The sequence below is a fragment of the Halomonas sp. I5-271120 genome (genome assembly GCF_030553075.1).
Lineage (GTDB): Bacteria > Pseudomonadota > Gammaproteobacteria > Pseudomonadales > Halomonadaceae > Onishia > Onishia taeanensis_A.
Window position 1 is genome coordinate 1301909 of record NZ_CP130701.1, and the last position, 15913, is coordinate 1317821.

At 64.7% G+C, this 15913-nt stretch carries 12 protein-coding genes; 1 reads left to right on the forward strand and 11 read right to left on the reverse strand.

Annotated features, from left to right (window positions below; translation table 11 throughout):
- Positions 1-3 precede the first annotated feature (3 nt).
- Together ubiD and rho are read right to left on the reverse strand one after the other, a co-directional pair.
- Positions 4-1497 (reverse strand): 4-hydroxy-3-polyprenylbenzoate decarboxylase, encoded by a 1494-nt coding sequence (gene ubiD, locus Q2K57_RS05715; RefSeq protein ID WP_304526320.1) that lies wholly within the window; start codon positions 1495-1497, stop codon positions 4-6.
- Between the two features lie 104 nt (positions 1498-1601).
- Positions 1602-2861, reverse strand: coding sequence for a transcription termination factor Rho (gene rho / locus Q2K57_RS05720; RefSeq protein ID WP_092522964.1), 1260 nt, complete (start codon positions 2859-2861; stop codon positions 1602-1604).
- Between the two features lie 466 nt (positions 2862-3327).
- Between rho and ppx the strand changes: the two genes are divergently transcribed.
- Entirely contained in the window at positions 3328-4884 is a 1557-nt protein-coding gene (gene ppx, locus Q2K57_RS05725; RefSeq protein WP_304526321.1) for an exopolyphosphatase, read from the forward strand.
- Here ppx and tilS read toward each other — a convergent pair.
- The 9 genes from tilS to Q2K57_RS05770 all read right to left on the reverse strand — a co-directional run bounded on the left by tilS (position 4881) and on the right by Q2K57_RS05770 (position 15881).
- The gene (gene tilS, locus Q2K57_RS05730) at positions 4881-6254 is read right to left on the reverse strand and encodes a tRNA lysidine(34) synthetase TilS (protein WP_304526322.1); all 1374 of its coding nucleotides are present in this window, start codon (positions 6252-6254) and stop codon (positions 4881-4883) included. The two genes, ppx and tilS, sit on opposite strands and share 4 nt — an antisense overlap.
- Positions 6255-6307: 53 nt before the next feature.
- Positions 6308-7261, reverse strand: a complete 954-nt coding sequence (gene accA / locus Q2K57_RS05735) for an acetyl-CoA carboxylase carboxyl transferase subunit alpha (RefSeq protein ID WP_304526323.1) — start codon at positions 7259-7261, stop codon at positions 6308-6310.
- A 160-nt stretch (positions 7262-7421) separates the two neighbouring features.
- The gene (dnaE, locus tag Q2K57_RS05740; protein WP_304526324.1) at positions 7422-10925 is read right to left on the reverse strand and encodes a DNA polymerase III subunit alpha; all 3504 of its coding nucleotides are present in this window, start codon (positions 10923-10925) and stop codon (positions 7422-7424) included.
- Between the two features lie 133 nt (positions 10926-11058).
- Positions 11059-11670 (reverse strand): ribonuclease HII, encoded by a 612-nt coding sequence (gene rnhB, locus Q2K57_RS05745; protein ID WP_304526325.1) that lies wholly within the window; start codon positions 11668-11670, stop codon positions 11059-11061.
- Positions 11667-12968: a lipid-A-disaccharide synthase gene (gene lpxB, locus Q2K57_RS05750; RefSeq protein WP_304526326.1), complete on the reverse strand. Its 1302-nt coding sequence runs from the start codon at positions 12966-12968 to the stop codon at positions 11667-11669. The genes rnhB and lpxB overlap by 4 nt, the downstream gene beginning before the upstream one ends.
- A 3-nt stretch (positions 12969-12971) precedes the next feature.
- Positions 12972-13739: an acyl-ACP--UDP-N-acetylglucosamine O-acyltransferase gene (lpxA, locus tag Q2K57_RS05755; RefSeq protein WP_112053902.1), complete on the reverse strand. Its 768-nt coding sequence runs from the start codon at positions 13737-13739 to the stop codon at positions 12972-12974.
- Positions 13736-14179, reverse strand: coding sequence for a 3-hydroxyacyl-ACP dehydratase FabZ (gene fabZ, locus Q2K57_RS05760; RefSeq protein WP_112053903.1), 444 nt, complete (start codon positions 14177-14179; stop codon positions 13736-13738). Before fabZ ends, lpxA begins: the two co-directional genes overlap by 4 nt.
- Positions 14180-14300: 121 nt before the next feature.
- Complete coding sequence (lpxD, locus tag Q2K57_RS05765; RefSeq protein ID WP_304526327.1) at positions 14301-15329, reverse strand: UDP-3-O-(3-hydroxymyristoyl)glucosamine N-acyltransferase; 1029 nt, start codon at positions 15327-15329, stop codon at positions 14301-14303.
- 45 nt (positions 15330-15374) lie between these two features.
- Positions 15375-15881: an OmpH family outer membrane protein gene (locus Q2K57_RS05770; RefSeq protein ID WP_304526328.1), complete on the reverse strand. Its 507-nt coding sequence runs from the start codon at positions 15879-15881 to the stop codon at positions 15375-15377.
- Positions 15882-15913 lie beyond the last annotated feature (32 nt).

The window sequence follows — 15913 nt, forward strand, 5'->3', positions numbered from 1 at the left end:
AAGTCAGGAGCGTGGAGCGGGGCCCGCCGGCAGGGTGATCCCGAGCTCGGCCCAGCGATCATCGACCCGCGACTTGACGGCCTCGTCCATGACAATCGGCTCACCCCACTCGCGGTCGGTCTCGCCCGGCCACTTGTTGGTGGCATCCATGCCCATCTTGGAGCCAAGCCCGGCGGTGGGCGAGGCAAAGTCCAGGTAGTCGATGGGCGTGTTCTCGACCAGTACCGTATCACGGGCCGGGTCCATGCGAGTGGTGATGGCCCAGATCACGTCTTCCCAGTTGCGGGCATCGATGTCGTCATCGAGCACCACCACAAACTTGGTGTACATGAACTGGCGCAGGAAGCTCCACACGCCCATCATCACCCGCTTGGCATGGCCCGGGTACTGCTTCTTCATCGTCACCACCGCCATGCGGTAGGAGCAACCCTCGGGCGGCAGATAGAAGTCGACGATTTCCGGGAACTGCTTGCGCAGGATCGGCACGAAGACCTCGTTGAGGGCCAGGCCGAGGATCGCCGGCTCGTCGGGCGGCCGGCCAGTGTAGGTCGAGTGATAGATAGGGTCGCGGCGATGAGTAATGCGCTCGACGGTGAATACCGGGAAGTGCTCGACTTCGTTGTAATAGCCGGTGTGATCGCCGTAAGGACCCTCGGGCGCCATGTCGTCGGGGTAGATGAAGCCCTCGAGGATGATCTCACTGGAGGCCGGCACCTCGAGAGCGGCATGGCCACACTTAACGAGTTCGGTGCGCGAGCCCCGCAGCAGACCGGCAAAGGCATACTCGGAGAGGGTATCCGGGACCGGGGTCACCGCGCCCAGAATGGTGGCCGGATCGGCGCCCAGCGCCACCGCGACCGGGAAGGGTTCGCCGGGATGGGCGGCCTGCCACTCCTTGAAGTCCAGCGCCCCGCCGCGATGAGAGAGCCAGCGCATGATCAGGCGATTCTTGCCGAGCTTCTGCTGGCGATAGATGCCGAGATTCTGACGCTCCTTGTGAGGCCCCTTGGTGACCACCAGCGCCCAGGTGACCAGCGGCGCGGCATCGCCAGGCCAGCAGTGCTGGATGGGAATGCGATCGAGATCCACCGCCTCGCCTTCGAGCACCACCTCCTGCACCGGCGCCTTGCGGAGCACCTTGGGCCCCATGCTCATCACCTGCTTGAAGATCGGCAGCTTCTCCCAGGCATCACGAAAGCCCTTGGGCGGATCGGGTTCCTTGAGGAAGGCCAGCAGCTTGCCAACCTCGCGCAGGGCACTCACCGACTCCTGCCCCATGCCCAACGCCACGCGCCGCGGGGTGCCAAACAGATTGCCCAGCAGCGGCATGTCATGACCCTTGACGTTCTCGAACAGGAGCGCCGGGCCGCCGGCCTTGAGGGTGCGATCACAGATCTCGGTGATCTCGAGGTAGGGGTCCACCTCGGCAGTCACCCGCTGGAGTTCTCCCTGCGCCTCCAGGGCGGCGATAAACTCACGCAAGTCCTTATACTTCATGCGGTTGTTGCGCTCCCAAAACGACAAAAGGGGCAGCATAGCATGCCGCCCCTTGGACTGATTAACGGATCATGCCCGATTCACGTCGAGCGCAGCGGTCAGAATCAGCGCCGCTTCATCGCCTCGAAGAACTCGAGGTTAGTCTTGGTATCCTTCAGACGATCGATCAGGAACTCGGTGGCCGCCACATCATCCATCGGATTGAGCAGCTTGCGCAGGATCCACATGCGCTGCATTTCATCCTCGGAGGCGATCAGATCTTCGCGGCGGGTGCCCGAGCGACGAATGTTCATCGCCGGATAGACCCGCTTCTCGGCCAGCTTGCGGTCGAGATGGGCCTCCATGTTACCGGTACCCTTGAACTCCTCGAAGATCACCTCGTCCATCTTGGAGCCCGTGTCGACCAGCGCCGTGGCGAGAATGGTCAGGCTGCCGCCTTCCTCGATGTTGCGCGCCGCGCCGAAGAAGCGCTTGGGCTTCTCGAGAGCATGGGCATCGACACCACCGGTCAGCACCTTGCCGGAGGAAGGCACCACGGTGTTGTAGGCACGGGCCAGACGGGTGATGGAGTCGAGCAGGATCACCACGTCCTTCTTGTGCTCGACCAGGCGCTTGGCCTTCTCGATCACCATCTCGGCGACCTGTACGTGGCGGGCCGGCGGCTCGTCGAAGGTCGAGGCCACGACTTCGCCACGCACGGTGCGTGACATTTCGGTCACCTCTTCCGGACGCTCGTCGATCAGCAGCACGATCAGGTGACACTCGGGATTGTTGCGAGTGATCGAGGTCGCGATGTTCTGCAGCATCAGCGTCTTGCCCGCCTTGGGAGGCGAGACGATCAGGCCGCGCTGGCCCTTGCCGATGGGCGCCGTCAGGTCGATGATGCGCGACGTCAGATCCTCGGTCGAACCGTTGCCGATCTCCATCACCATGCGTTCCTGAGGGAACAGCGGGGTCAGGTTCTCGAACAGGATCTTGTGCTTGGCGTTTTCCGGCCGGTCGAAGTTGATCTCGTTGACCTTCAACAGGGCGAAATAACGCTCACCTTCCTTGGGTGGACGAATCTTGCCGGCAATCGAGTCGCCCTTGCGCAGGTTGAAGCGACGGATCTGGGACGGCGAGACGTAGATGTCATCGGGACCGGCGAGATAGGAAGAGTCGGCGCTGCGCAGAAAGCCGAAGCCATCCTGGAGAATCTCCAGTACACCATCGCCGTAGATGTCCTCGCCGCTCTTGGCGTGCTTCTTGAGGATGGCGAAAATGATGTCCTGCTTGCGCGAGCGGGCCAGATTATCGATGCCCATTTCTTGGGCGATATCCAGCAGTTCCGGCACGGTCTTTTGCTTGAGTTCGGTAAGATTCATCGGTTTGATCAGAAATAGCTCGTGTCAGCGTGGCAACGAAGCCGGAAAACGACAGGAGGCGGTGACGATGCGCCGCGTGGTGCGTTCAGAGCCCTGGGACATCCACTCTCGAGATATGATCAGCCGACCGCTGCTTGCGGGGAAGCCATGGACGATATCGAACTAAGAGGGAAGCGCTGTTCATGTAGCCGTATTCGTATCGCCTGAATAGCTAGTCATGATGGCGAAGCGTCATCGTAAGGAATCAGCGGGCTGACTGACGACTTGGAGTCTGACCGCGGCGTGAGATGCCGTTTAGCGGTCACCGTGAAGCAGTCGGGAAGTATTCGGAACAGGCGAACGACTCGATGGTAGTCAAGCGAATCGGCAAACGCAAGCCCCAGTAGCGCTTCGCCGCGATGGCGGCGATTGACAACCCCCAGGGCGGGCCGCAACCTTGGGGCCAAGTGACATCAGGGGACCTTTCATGATCAACCATCCGGGCTTCAGCGACACGCCTGACGACGCACCAGCGCCGCAGCGCCTGGCAGCCATCGATCTGGGCTCCAACAGCTTCCATCTCCTGGTCGCCAATAACGTCAGCGGCCAGCTGCAGGTCGTGGCCAAGCTCGGTGAGAAGGTCCAACTGGGCGCCGGCCTCGATGACGAAGGCGCCCTGACCGAAGACGCCATGCAGCGCGCGCTGGACTGCCTGGCCCGCTTCGCCCCTTTTCTCGAAGAAACGCCCAACGCTCAGCTCAGAGTGGTAGGCACTAACGCGCTTCGCGCGGCGACCAACAGCCAGGTGCTGATCGAGCGCGCCGAGGCACTGCTCGGCCATGAGATCGAGATCATCGCCGGACGCGAGGAAGCCCGCCTGATTTATCTGGGCGCGGCCCATGCCCTGGCCGAAGTTCACGGCAGGCGCCTGATCGTCGACATCGGCGGCGGCTCCACGGAGTTCATCATCGGTGAGAACTTCGAACCCCTGGCGCTCGAAAGCCTGGAAATGGGCTGCGTGACCTTCACCAAGCGCTTCTTCGCCGATGGCGATATCTCCGAAAAACGCTTTCGCAAGGCAGAACTCGCCGCCCTTTCGGAGCTGGCCAACATCCGCCGCCCCTTCGAGGAGCTCGGCTGGGCCGACCCGGTGGGCTCCAGCGGCACCATCAAGGCCGCTGCGTCGGTGCTGGCCGCCAGTGGCCAGGCGCCCGATGGCATCATCGACCGCAAGGGCCTGGCCACCCTGCGCAAGCGCCTGATCAAGATGAAGCGGCTCGACAAGGTCGCCATGGACGGCCTCAAGGAAGACCGCGCCAGCGTCTTCCCCGCCGGCATCGCGGTATTGTCGGCGGTCTTCGAGGCTTTCGGGCTCGAACAGATGCGCTATTCCGATGGCGCCCTGCGCGAAGGCGTGCTCTACGACATGATCGGACGCAACACCGCCGAGGACTCTCGCCTGCAAACCCTAGAAGGATTGCGTCGCCGCTACCAGATTGATCCGCGCCAGGCCGATCAGGTTGCCGCCAGCGCCCGGCAGTGCCTGACACAGGTGGGGGCTGCTTGGCAGCTGAGCGCTAGCAACGCCCAGTTCCTCGACTGGGCGGCCCAACTGCACGAGATCGGCCTTGTCATCTCGCACAGCCAGTTCCATCGCCACGGCGCCTACCTGCTGGCCAACTCCGACCTCGCCGGGCTGTCACGCCCCGAGCAGCAGGCCCTGGCCTTCCTGGTGCGCGCCCACCGGCGCAAGTTTCCGCTCAAGGAACTCGATGCTCTGCCCGCCGCGGTGCGACCGACGCTTGGGCGCCTGGCCCGACTGCTGCGGCTAGCGGTGATCCTCAACCACTCCCGCCCAGAGCACCCGCCGACGGCCTTCCGCCTCGACGCCGATGGCGAACAGCTGTCGCTGTCGCTGAGTGATGAACTCGCCGAGCAGGCGCTGCTGGTCAATGACCTAGAACAGGAACAGGAATATCAGCGCGCCGCCGGTTTTACGCTGGCGATCGAAACGCTGGACACCGCCACCGTTTCGGCGCGCTAGTCGATGCCGGCACCGTCTTCGGCACAAGAGCCCTCAGCGCCCTCTTCGGCATAAGGGCCCTCAGCGCCACACACGCGATCTTCGGCCCAGTAGCCCGCTGAACAGGCCAGCACGGCCTCCTCTAGCGGATCGAAGACCGCCGCCACCACCTCGCCGTCCCACACCACCAGCAGGGCCTGTCGCCGCCAGGGCGGCAGGCCCACTTCCTGCAAGAGCCGCTTGAGGTCCCGCCGGCCGCGTCCGGCCAGATGCAATACCTCGCCGCCCTGACGCGCACGCACCCGGTAGCCACCCCTCTTTCCAGAACGACCGCCCTCAAGGCGCCTCTCAAGCTGCATCGAACGCCACCCTAGCGGCGTTTCAAGTACCGCCCGGCCATCCCAGGCGACCTGCCAGTCTGCCGGCAGGTCGGCCAAGGGGCGCTGCAGATAGAGCCCCTCACGCCAGCACCGCGCCTCTGCGCCTGGCCAGGCTACCTGCACCTGGGCATCGCTTCGGGCATGGAGCTGCTCATCGAGGGCCGACAGGCGCGCTGTCGGGGGTGTAGGCAACCCAAGACACTGGCAGGCGTAGCGGATCAGCAGGCGCCGACGCGGTGCACTCAAGGCCTTGAGTGCCGGAAGCGCCAGCCGGCCGGGATCGCTGCCACAGGCAGTCAGATCGAGCGCCGCCAGCTCACCCAGGAGCCCGTCCGCCTCACCGGCAAGCGCCGCACTGCGGGCCAAGCTCGCCTCGGCGCGGGGCCAGCGAGACTCGAGCAGCGGCAGCACACGGTGACGCAGAAAGTTACGATCAAGCATCTCGTCGACGTTGCTTGGATCCTCGACCCAGCCAAGCCCAATCGCCTCGGCTTCACGATCAAGGCGCGCCCGGGGCAACTCCCGCAGGGGGCGGACGACACGACTGCCTGCCCAGTCACGCTCCCTCGGCATGCCAGCCAGCCCGCGCATCCCACTGCCGCGCAGGGCGGCCAGCAGCCAGGTCTCGGCCTGATCGCGACGATGCTGGGCAAGCCACAGGGTGTCACCCGCGCTCAGCCGGGCGGCGAAGGCGGCGTAGCGAGCCTCTCGGGCGGCGCCCTCGAGCCCGCGACCGGCCGTGACGTCGACACTCACCCGCTCGATGAACAGCGGCACGCCAAGACGGTCGCAGAGCCGGTGACAGTGGCGAATAAACTCGGCTGATGCCGCCTGCAGGCCGTGGTCGACGTGCAAGGCATACAGCGGGCGGGGATGACGATGAGCCGCCCGGGCGGCGAGCGTCAGCAGCAGGCTCGAGTCGAGCCCGCCGGAGAGCGCCACCCAAACGCGACGCCCCGGCGGGGTCTCCGCCAGGGCGTCGTCGATCAACCTTTGCACATCCTCGATCATAAGGATTCCACCGCGCTGACGGGGCCGCTTTGAATGCAGCGACCTCTGACCGATCAGACCGGGGCGCCGTAGCTCATCAGGCGCGCATAGCGGCGCTCGAGCAAGGCATCGGTATCCAGGCCCTGCAAGCGATCGAGGCTATCGAGCAGCGAGGTCTTGATACGCTCAGAGGTCACCGCCGGATGGCGATGGGCACCGCCCAGCGGCTCCTTGATCAGGGTATCGACGAAGCCGAGTTCCTGGAGACGCTCGGCGGTGATGCCCATGGCGTGGGCCGCTTCCGAGGCACGCTCGGCGCTCTTCCACAGGATAGAGGCGCAGCCTTCCGGCGAAATGACCGAGTAGGTCGAGTACTGCAGCATCTGCAGCTCGTCGCAGACGCCGATGGCGAGAGCGCCACCGGAGCCGCCCTCGCCCACCACGGTGGAGATGATCGGGGTCTTGAGCCTCGACATCACCGCGAGGTTGTAGGCGATGGCCTCGGACTGACCGCGCTCCTCGGCATCGATGCCCGGGTAAGCGCCGGGGGTGTCGATGAAGGTCAGCACCGGCATCTTGAAGCGCTCGGCCATCTCCATCAGGCGGCAGGCCTTGCGGTAGCCCTCGGGGCGCGGCATGCCGAAGTTGCGGCGCACCTTCTCCTTGACGTCGCGACCCTTCTGATGGCCGATGACCATCACCGGCTTGTCGTCGAGGCGCGCCACGCCGCCGACCAGTGCCGCATCATCGGCGAAATGACGATCGCCGTGGAGCTCGTCGAAGTCGGTAAAGACGTGCTCGAGATAGTCGAGGGTGTAGGGGCGCTGCGGATGACGCGAGAGCTGGGATACCTGCCAGGCGGTGAGATCCTTGAAGATCGACTCGGTGAGCTTCTTGCTCTTCTCCTGGAGCTTGGCCACCTCTTCGTTGATGTTGATCTTGCTGTCATTGCCGACCAGCCGCAGTTCCTCGATCTTCGCCTGCAACTCGGCAATGGGCTGTTCGAAATCCAGATAATTGGGGTTCATAGGCTTCAGCTTGTTAGCAATCGGGGCAGCCTGGAGGCCACGGCTGTCGCGGGGACGTTCAAAAGGAACTATTGAAATATAGCTGCTCATTATCGCAGCTTGTCAGTCCGGCGCAAGGCACCTCCTCGCCTTGCGCCGACGACGGCGCCTGTCAGGCGAGTCAGCGTCGGTACTTGAGGCGCACGCCGTCCTGGCCCTGCACGTCGCGCAGGGCGATCATCAGCTCGTCAGAGGGGGCCACCTTCCAGTCCTCGGCCAGCTCCAGCCAGCCGGAGGCCTCGGCATTGCGGTACTTGAGGCGCACCGGCAGACCGTTGGCATCCCGGTAAGGCATCAAGCTGTCTCGAAGGCTGTCGACCAGCCGCCCGTTGACCTGGGCGCCATCGACGGCGAGCTCAACGGCCTGCCCGAAGCGGGCGCGGGCCTCGACCATCGGCGTGACGTCCTTGCCGCGCAGGCGCAGGCCGCCGGAATAATCATCGCTCGAGACTTCGCCCTCGACGATCATCACCTGATCGGTCTCCAGTCGCCCCCGCAGGCGCTCGTAGAGCTCGCCAAACAGAGAGGCCTCGATGCGCCCGGTGCGGTCATCCAGGGTCACGAAAGCCATGGTGTCGCCGCGCTTGGACTTCATGGTGCGCATCGCCACCACCAGGCCGGCCACGCGCTGGGGTTCCCGGGACGGCCGGAGTTCGCTGATACGGGTCGAAACGAAGCGCGCAAGCTCCTGCTCGTACTCATCGATCGGGTGCCCGGTAAGGTAGAGCCCCAGCGTGTCCTTCTCGCCGGCCAACCGTTCCTTGTCGCTCCAGTCGCGCACGGCGCTGTAATCGGCATAGACGTCGCCCGCTTCCGGTTCGCTGAAGGCTTCGCCGAACATGTCCATCATGCCCTGGTTCTGGTTGGCCAGGTTCTGGGAGGCGGCCTTCAAGGCCGCTTCCATGGAAGCGGTGAGCACCGCGCGGGCCGCGCCCAGGTTATCGAGCGCCCCTGAGCGGATCAGCGCCTCGAGGGTACGCTTGTTCATGCGCTTGGGGTCGACCCGACGGCAGAAGTCGAACAGATCGCTGAAGGCGCCACCCTCGTTGCGGGCCTCGACGATGGCACCGATCGGGCCCTCGCCGACGCCGCGGATGGCGCCGAGGCCGTAGACGACTCGGCCTTCGGTATCGACGGTGAACTTGTAGCCGCCGACGTTGACGTCCGGCGGGGTCACGGTCAGCCCCTGGTGACGACACTCCTCGATCAGCGGCACGACCTTGTCGAGGTTGTCCATTTCGGTGGACATCACCGCGGCCATGAAGGGCCCGGGATAGTGGGCCTTGAGCCAGGCGGTCTGATAGGAGACCAGGGCGTAGGCCGCGGAGTGCGACTTGTTGAAGCCGTAACCGGCGAACTTCTCCACCAGGTCGAAGATGTTACCAGCGAGATCCTTGTCGATGCCGTTGTCCGCACAGCCTTCCATGAAGCCCGCGCGCTGCTTGGCCATCTCCTCAGGCTTCTTCTTGCCCATGGCACGGCGCAGCATGTCGGCCTGGCCCAGGGAGTAGCCGGCCATCACCTGGGCGATCTGCATCACCTGCTCCTGATAGAGGATGATGCCGTAGGTGGGCCCAAGCACCGGCTTGAGCAGCTCGTGCTGATAGTCCGGGTGCGGGTACGAGATCTCGGCCCGGCCATGCTTACGGTTGATGAAGTCATCCACCATGCCCGACTGCAGCGGGCCGGGGCGGAACAGCGCCACCAGGGCAATCATGTCCTCGAGGGAGTCCGGCAGCAGGCGCTTGATCAGTTCCTTCATGCCCCGGGATTCGAGCTGGAAGACCGCCGTGGTCTCGGCCTTCTTGAGCATGTCGAAGGTCGGCACGTCGTCCAGCGGAATGGTGTCGATGTTCAGCGGGCCCTGCCCTTCCACGGCTCGCACCTTGTCGACCATCTCCAACGCCCAGTCGATGATGGTCAGGGTACGCAGGCCCAGGAAGTCGAACTTGACCAGCCCGGCTTCCTCGATGTCGTTCTTGTCGAACTGCACCACCAGGCCGTTGCCATCCTCATCGCATAGCAGCGGCGAGAAGTCGGTGAGTTTGGTCGGGGCGATCACCACACCGCCGGCGTGCTTGCCGGTACCGCGGGTGATGCCTTCGAGCCGCTGGGCCATCTCCCAGATCTCGGCGGCCTCCTCGTCGGCCTCGAGGTACTCGCGCAGCGGCTCCTCCTGCTCATGCGCCTTCTCGAGGGTCATGCCGACCTCGAAGGGAATCAGCTTGGAGAGCTTGTCGCCCAGCGAGTAGGGCTTGCCCTGGGCGCGGGCCACGTCGCGCACCACCGCCTTGGCGGCCATGGTGCCGAAGGTGACGATCTGCGAAACGGCATCGCGGCCGTAGCGTTCGGCCACGTACTCGATCACCCGGTCGCGCTTCTCCATGCAGAAATCGACGTCAAAGTCGGGCATCGAGACACGCTCGGGGTTCAGGAAGCGCTCGAACAGCAGGTCGTACTGAATGGGATCGAGATCGGTGATCTTCTGGGCATAGGCCACCAGCGAGCCGGCACCGGAACCACGGCCTGGCCCCACCGGCACGTTGTTGTCCTTGGCCCACTGGATGAAGTCCATGACGATCAGGAAGTAGCCGGGGAAGCCCATCTGCAGAATGATGTTGAGCTCGAAATCGAGCCGCTCCCGGTAGCGCTGCTCGATGGGCGCCCAGTCGGCGCCATCGCGCGGATAGCGGTCCCGCGGATAGAGCGACTCCAGCCGTTCGGTAAGGCCATCATGGGAGACCTTGCGGAAGAACTCCTCCTGGGTCATGCCCTCGGAAATTTCGAACTCGGGCAGGAAGATCTCGCCCAGGCGCACATCGACATTGCAGCGCGCAGCGATCATCACGCTGTTCTCCAGCGCCTCGGGGATATCCGCGAACAGCTCGGCCATCTCCTTAGGCGTTTTCAGGTACTGCTCCTCGCTGTAGCGACGCTCGCGGCGCGGGTCATCCAGCGCCTTGCCCTCACCGATGGCAACCCGCGTCTCATGGGCCCAGAAGTCCTCGCGGGCCAGGAAGCGCACGTCGTTGGTGGCGACCACCGGGGTGTTGGTCTCGCCGGCCAGCGCAACCGAGAGGTGCAGGCACTCTTCCTCGAAGGGCCGCGAAGTGCGATTGAGCTCGAGGTAGAAGCGTCCCGGAAAGTGTTGATTCCACTCCTCGAGCAGCGAGCGGGCCGTATCGCCGTGTTCGCTGAGCAGATGGCGACCAATCTCGCCGTCGCGACCGCCGGAAAGCGCGATCAGCCCTTCGCTCTGCGCAAATATCCAGGCCTTGTCGAGAATCGCCTTACCCTGACGCTGACCTTCCATCCACCCTTTCGAGATCAATTCCGTGAGGTTGCGATAGCCGTCGCTGTCCATGGCCAGCAGGGTCAGTCGGTAGGGGTGCGCCTCGTCATGAGGATTATGAAGCCATAGGTCGGCGCCGATGATCGGCTTGAGCCCGGCGCCCTGAGCCGCCCGATAGCCCTTCACCAGGCCGAACAGGTTGGCCTCGTCGGTCATCGCCAGGGCTGGCATGCCCGCCTGAGACGTCTGCTTGACCAGCGGCTTGAGGCGCACCAGGCCGTCGACGAGGGAATACTCGGTATGCACGCGAAGGTGAACGAAAGAAGGGGTCATGGCGAACTCATGGCTTGGCTAGTTCAAGGGCGGTGTCGAGGACGGTATCAAGAGCGGTGTCGAGGACAGCGTCGACGGGCAATATAGGGACGCCGGACCGACGCGCAATGGCTGAAACAGCAGCGGCCGTCGGCTAGAGAAGGTCGAGCTGCTTCTTGACCGGCGCGAAGGAGCGGCGGTGCTCGGGCAACGGCCCCAGGCGTTCCAGTGCCGCCAGGTGTTCCTTGGTCGGGTAGCCCTTATGGCGGGCGAAGCCGTAACCAGGATGCCGGGCATCCAGGTTCACCATCTGGGCATCCCGAGCCACCTTGGCCAGTATCGAGGCCGCGGCGATGGCCGGATGGCGGGCATCGCCCTTGACCACGGGCTGGCCGGGAAGATGATGCCCCGGCAGACGGTTGCCGTCTACCAGCAGGTATTCGGCTTCTGGCGCCAGGCCATCGATGGCACGGCGCATCGCCAGATGGGTGGCATGGTAGATGTTGAGTCGATCGACTTCCAGCGGCGAGGCTTCGGCCACGCAGAAGGCCAGGGCCCTGTCGCGAATCTCGGTGTCCAGGGCCTCTCGACGCCGCGCGGTCAGCGTCTTGGAATCGTTCAGGCCCTCGATAGGTCGGGCCGGGTCGAGGATCACCGCCGCCGCGACGACCGCGCCGACCAGCGGACCGCGACCGACCTCATCGACGCCAGCCAGACGCTCGCCCTGATAGTCGATATGCAGCGGGGGCAGGGATTTGGCACTCATGACGTCTTTCCCGAACCGGTGCCCGAATCGACTCCCGAACCAGTGTCCGAACCGGATGACGCATCATCCTGATCCTGGCCCTGCTCCAGGTGAATGACGGCCGCCTCGGGTGCCACACTCGCCGGTAGCGCCCGCCCCGCGATCAATGCCTCGACGGCTGCGGCAGCCCGTTCGCTGGCGCCGCGCTGCAATCCCGCGTGCATCGCCGCGAAGCGAGTCTCCAGCGCCTCACGCATGGAAGCGTCGTCCAGCATGTCCGTCAGCTGTTCGGCTATCGCCTCAGGGCTGGCGGCCTCCTGGATCAACTCCGGCACCAGCGCCTCGCGGGCGATCAGGTTGGGAAGCGAGATCCACTCGGTCTTGACCAGGCGTTTGGCGAGCCAGTGGGTGGCCGGCGCCATCTTGTAGGCCACCAGCATCGGGCGATGGCAGAGCATGGCTTCAAGCGCCGCGGTGCCCGAGGCCAGCAGCACGACATCTGCCGCAACCATCGCCTCCCGGGCCTGGCCGTCGAGCAGCGTGACGCGCCCCGCCAGGGTCGGGTAGCCGGCCAACAGCGCTTCGAGCTCTTCCCGCCGGGCCGGGGTCGCCGCGGGAATCACCACCTGAAGATCGGGGCGCGCCTGACACATCCGCTCCGCGGCCATGATAAAGGTCGCGCCCAGAAAACGGATCTCGTTGGCCCGGGAGCCGGGCAGCAGGGCCAACACCTCGGCGTCGTTGGCCAGCCCCAGGGACTGCCGAGTGCCGGCGCGGTCGTTGTGAAGCGGCAGCTCGTCGGCCAGCGGATGGCCAACGAAGGCCACCGGCACTCCGTGGCGCTCGTAGAAGGCGGCCTCGAAGGGCAGGAAGGTGAGAATGGCATCCACCGACTTGGCGATCCCCTTCACCCGCCCCTGGCGCCAGGCCCACACGGAAGGGCTGACATAGTGGGCGGTGGTCAGACCTGACTCACGGAGCTGACGCTCGAGGCCCAGGGTGAAGTCAGGGGCATCGATGCCGATCATGATGTCCGGGGCCCAGGCCAGGGCGTCGCGCTTCAGCGCCCGGCGCACCTTGATCAGCTCGGGCAGATGCTTCACCACCTCGACCAGCCCCATCACCGACAGGGTTTCCAGCGGGTAGCGGCTGTCGATGCCCTGAGCAAGCATACGCGGACCGCCGATTCCACGGAACTCGACCTCGCCCAGGCGGGCGCGCAGCGCCTGCATCAGGCCCGAGCCGAGTATGTCGCCTGACAGCTCACCGGCGACCAGATAGACCCGCACCGGGCGCTGCTCCTGAGGGGCGTCTGACATGATCTAGCGCAGGATGCCGCGAGTGGAAATGCGGATAGAATCGGCGAAGACCTTGGTTTCGGGCAGCGCGTATTCGGCATCGATTTCGGCGAGCGCCTGCTCGACGGTCAGCCCCTTGCGATAGACCATCTTGTAGGACTCGGTAAGCGCCCTGATCGCCTCCCGGGAGACGCCGCGACGCTTGAGACCCACCAGGTTGAGACCATGCGGCTGAGCCGGGTTGCCGTTGATCATCACATAGGCCGGCGTGTCCTTAGTGATGATCGAGCCGCCGCCTGCCATGGCTTGAGTGCCGAAATGGCAGAACTGGTGAATCGCCGACAGCCCGCCGATGATCGCGGAATCGCCCAGCGTGACGTGACCGGCCAGGGTCACCTGATTGGCCAGGATGCAGTCGTTGCCGACCACGCAGTCGTGGCCGACATGCACATAGGCCATGAACAGGTTACGGCTGCCGATGGTGGTCTCGCCGCGGTCCTGAACGGTACCGCGATGCAGGGTCACGCCCTCGCGAATGACGTTGTCGTCACCCATTACCAGGCGCGTGGGCTCGCCGGCGTACTTCTTGTCCTGGCAGTCCTCGCCGACCGATGCGAACTGGAAGATCCGCGTACGCTCACCGAGCACCGTCGGCCCTTTGACCACCACGTGCGGGCCAATCACGCTGCCGGCGCCGATGTCGACGTCGGGGCCAATCACGCTGAACGGGCCCACTTCGACGTCCTCGGCGAGGCGCGCCTTTGGATCAACGATAGCAGTGGGATGTATCAAGCGACCTTCCTCTCGGCACAGATGATCTCGGCCTCGCAGGCCACCTCGCCGTCAACGCTGGCGGTACATTGAAACTTCCAGATACCGCGCTTCGTGCGAATCACGTTGGCTTCGAGGCGCAGCTGGTCGCCGGGCATGACCGGGCGCTTGAAGCGCACGTTATCGCTGCCCACCAGATAGTAGACATAGCCGTCGGCGGGCAGCTTGTTGACGGTCTTGAAACCCAGGATCCCGCAGGCCTGAGCCAGCGCCTCGATGACCAGCACGCCCGGCATGATCGGGTGATGGGGGAAGTGACCATTGAAGAACGGCTCGTTGATGCTGACGTTCTTGTTGGCCACGATGCGCGCACCGTGCTCGAGCTCCATGACCCGGTCGACCAGCAGGAAGGGGTAGCGGTGGGGGAGATACTCACGGATCTCGTTGATGTCCATTACCATCGATGCGACCTCTGAAATGACAAAATGCTCGACCGGAGGCGAGCATGCTGGGGCGGCAGGGCCGCCGCCATGATTAGGGTGGGCGGAGTATAGCGCTCGCCGAGGGCGACTCAACGCCTGGTTACTGCTTTTCCAGGCGGGTCACCCGCTTGGCGAGCTCATCCAGCTGCTTGAAGCGCACCGCATTCTTGCGCCACTGGGCGTTGCGCATCGAACCGGTACCGGAAGAGTAGACCCCGGGCTCTTGAATCGAATTGGTGACAAGGCTCATGCCGGTGACCTGCACCCCATCACAGAGGGTCAGGTGACCGGAAAGCCCGACGCCGCCACCGAGCATGCAGTGGCGGCCCACCTTGGTGGAACCGGCGATGCCCACGCAGCCGGCCAGGGCGCTATGATCGCCGATCTGCACATTATGAGCGATCTGCACCTGACTATCGATCTTGACGTCGTTGCCGATCACAGTGTCGCCGAGCGCGCCACGATCGATGCTGGAACAGCTGCCGACCTCGACATCGTCGCCCAGCACCACGCCGCCCAACTGGGCGATCTTGTGCCAGCGGCTGCCGTCGTGGGCGAAGCCGAAGCCATCACCACCGATCACGCAGTGACTATTGAGCACCACCCGCTCGCCGATCACCACGCCATGACAGACGCTGACATGCGCATGCAGACGCGAGCCGGCACCAATCACGCTGTCGGCCCCCACCACGCTGCCCGGGCCGATGACTACGTCATCGCCGATCACCGCGCCGTCCTCGATCACCACCTGGGGGCCGACCTCGACGTTGGCACCAAGCTTGGCGCTCTCGGCGACGACCGCCGAGGCGTGCACTCCCGGCCGATATCGCGCGGCCAGCGGATCGAACAGCCGTGATAGCTCGGCATACCCCAGATAGGGGTTCTCCAGGGCGAGGCAGGCCGTGGGGCTCTCCTCAGCATGGTCGGGGTGCAGAAGCACCGCCGCCGCCCTCGTCTCGGGCAGATACTTCAGATAGGCCCGGTTGGCGAGGAAGGTCAGCTCGTGAGGACCGGCATCGCTCAGCGTCGCCAACCCGCTCACGGTGCGCTGGCCATCGCCGATCACACGAGCGTTGAGGCGCTCAGCGAGCTCATCGAGGGTATAAGTGGGGTATTGGGCGATTGTCATGGACGCGGGTCATCGCGGACGGCACGCCAAGGCGCGCCGCCGGCCTCAGTTGGACGAATTGAGAATCTCGGTGACCTCGTCGGTCACGTCGAGGAGGTCGCCTTTGGCCTGAATGACCCCGTTGCGGTCCACCAGCACCTCGATGTCATGACGATCGATGATCTGGTCCACGGCACGCTCGAGCCTGGGCTGAGCCTGCTGCATGAACTGCTGTTCGGACTGCTTGCGCGCCTGAACCACCTGACGACGCAGCTGCTGGAAGCGGCCACCCTTTTCCTGAAGCTCCTGCACGGCCGCTTGGCGCTGCGACTCGGACATCGTCGCCCCATCGCGCTGCAGGCGCTGCTGAAGCTGCTGGACTTCCTGGCCCAGTGCCTCGGCTTCTTGCTGCTGGCTGCCGATCTGATTTTGCAGCTCGCTCATCGACTGCTGGGCGTCATCGCTTTCCAGCAGGGCCTGACGCCAATCCAGCACGGCGATATCGGCGGCCAGGGCAGGTGTACTCATGGCCGCGAACAGGCCGAGGCACAGGGCTCCGGTCAACTTGCGCATCTTGTTAAACTCCTCGAGATCGGTGGTCTGGC

Bases quoted from the DNA above. Each gene is read 5' to 3' on its own strand.
- lpxD (WP_304526327.1), bottom strand. From the start codon at position 15,329: ATGACAATCGCCCAATACCCCACTTATACCCTCGATGAGCTCGCTGAG.
- rnhB (WP_304526325.1), bottom strand. From the start codon at position 11,670: ATGAGTGCCAAATCCCTGCCCCCGCTGCATATCGACTATCAGGGCGAG.
- ppx (WP_304526321.1), top strand. From the start codon at position 3,328: ATGATCAACCATCCGGGCTTCAGCGACACGCCTGACGACGCACCAGCG.
- tilS (WP_304526322.1), bottom strand. From the start codon at position 6,254: ATGATCGAGGATGTGCAAAGGTTGATCGACGACGCCCTGGCGGAGACC.
- Q2K57_RS05770 (WP_304526328.1), bottom strand. From the start codon at position 15,881: ATGCGCAAGTTGACCGGAGCCCTGTGCCTCGGCCTGTTCGCGGCCATG.
- dnaE (WP_304526324.1), bottom strand. From the start codon at position 10,925: ATGACCCCTTCTTTCGTTCACCTTCGCGTGCATACCGAGTATTCCCTC.
- rho (WP_092522964.1), bottom strand. From the start codon at position 2,861: ATGAATCTTACCGAACTCAAGCAAAAGACCGTGCCGGAACTGCTGGAT.
- fabZ (WP_112053903.1), bottom strand. From the start codon at position 14,179: ATGGTAATGGACATCAACGAGATCCGTGAGTATCTCCCCCACCGCTAC.
- accA (WP_304526323.1), bottom strand. From the start codon at position 7,261: ATGAACCCCAATTATCTGGATTTCGAACAGCCCATTGCCGAGTTGCAG.
- ubiD (WP_304526320.1), bottom strand. From the start codon at position 1,497: ATGAAGTATAAGGACTTGCGTGAGTTTATCGCCGCCCTGGAGGCGCAG.
- lpxB (WP_304526326.1), bottom strand. From the start codon at position 12,968: ATGTCAGACGCCCCTCAGGAGCAGCGCCCGGTGCGGGTCTATCTGGTC.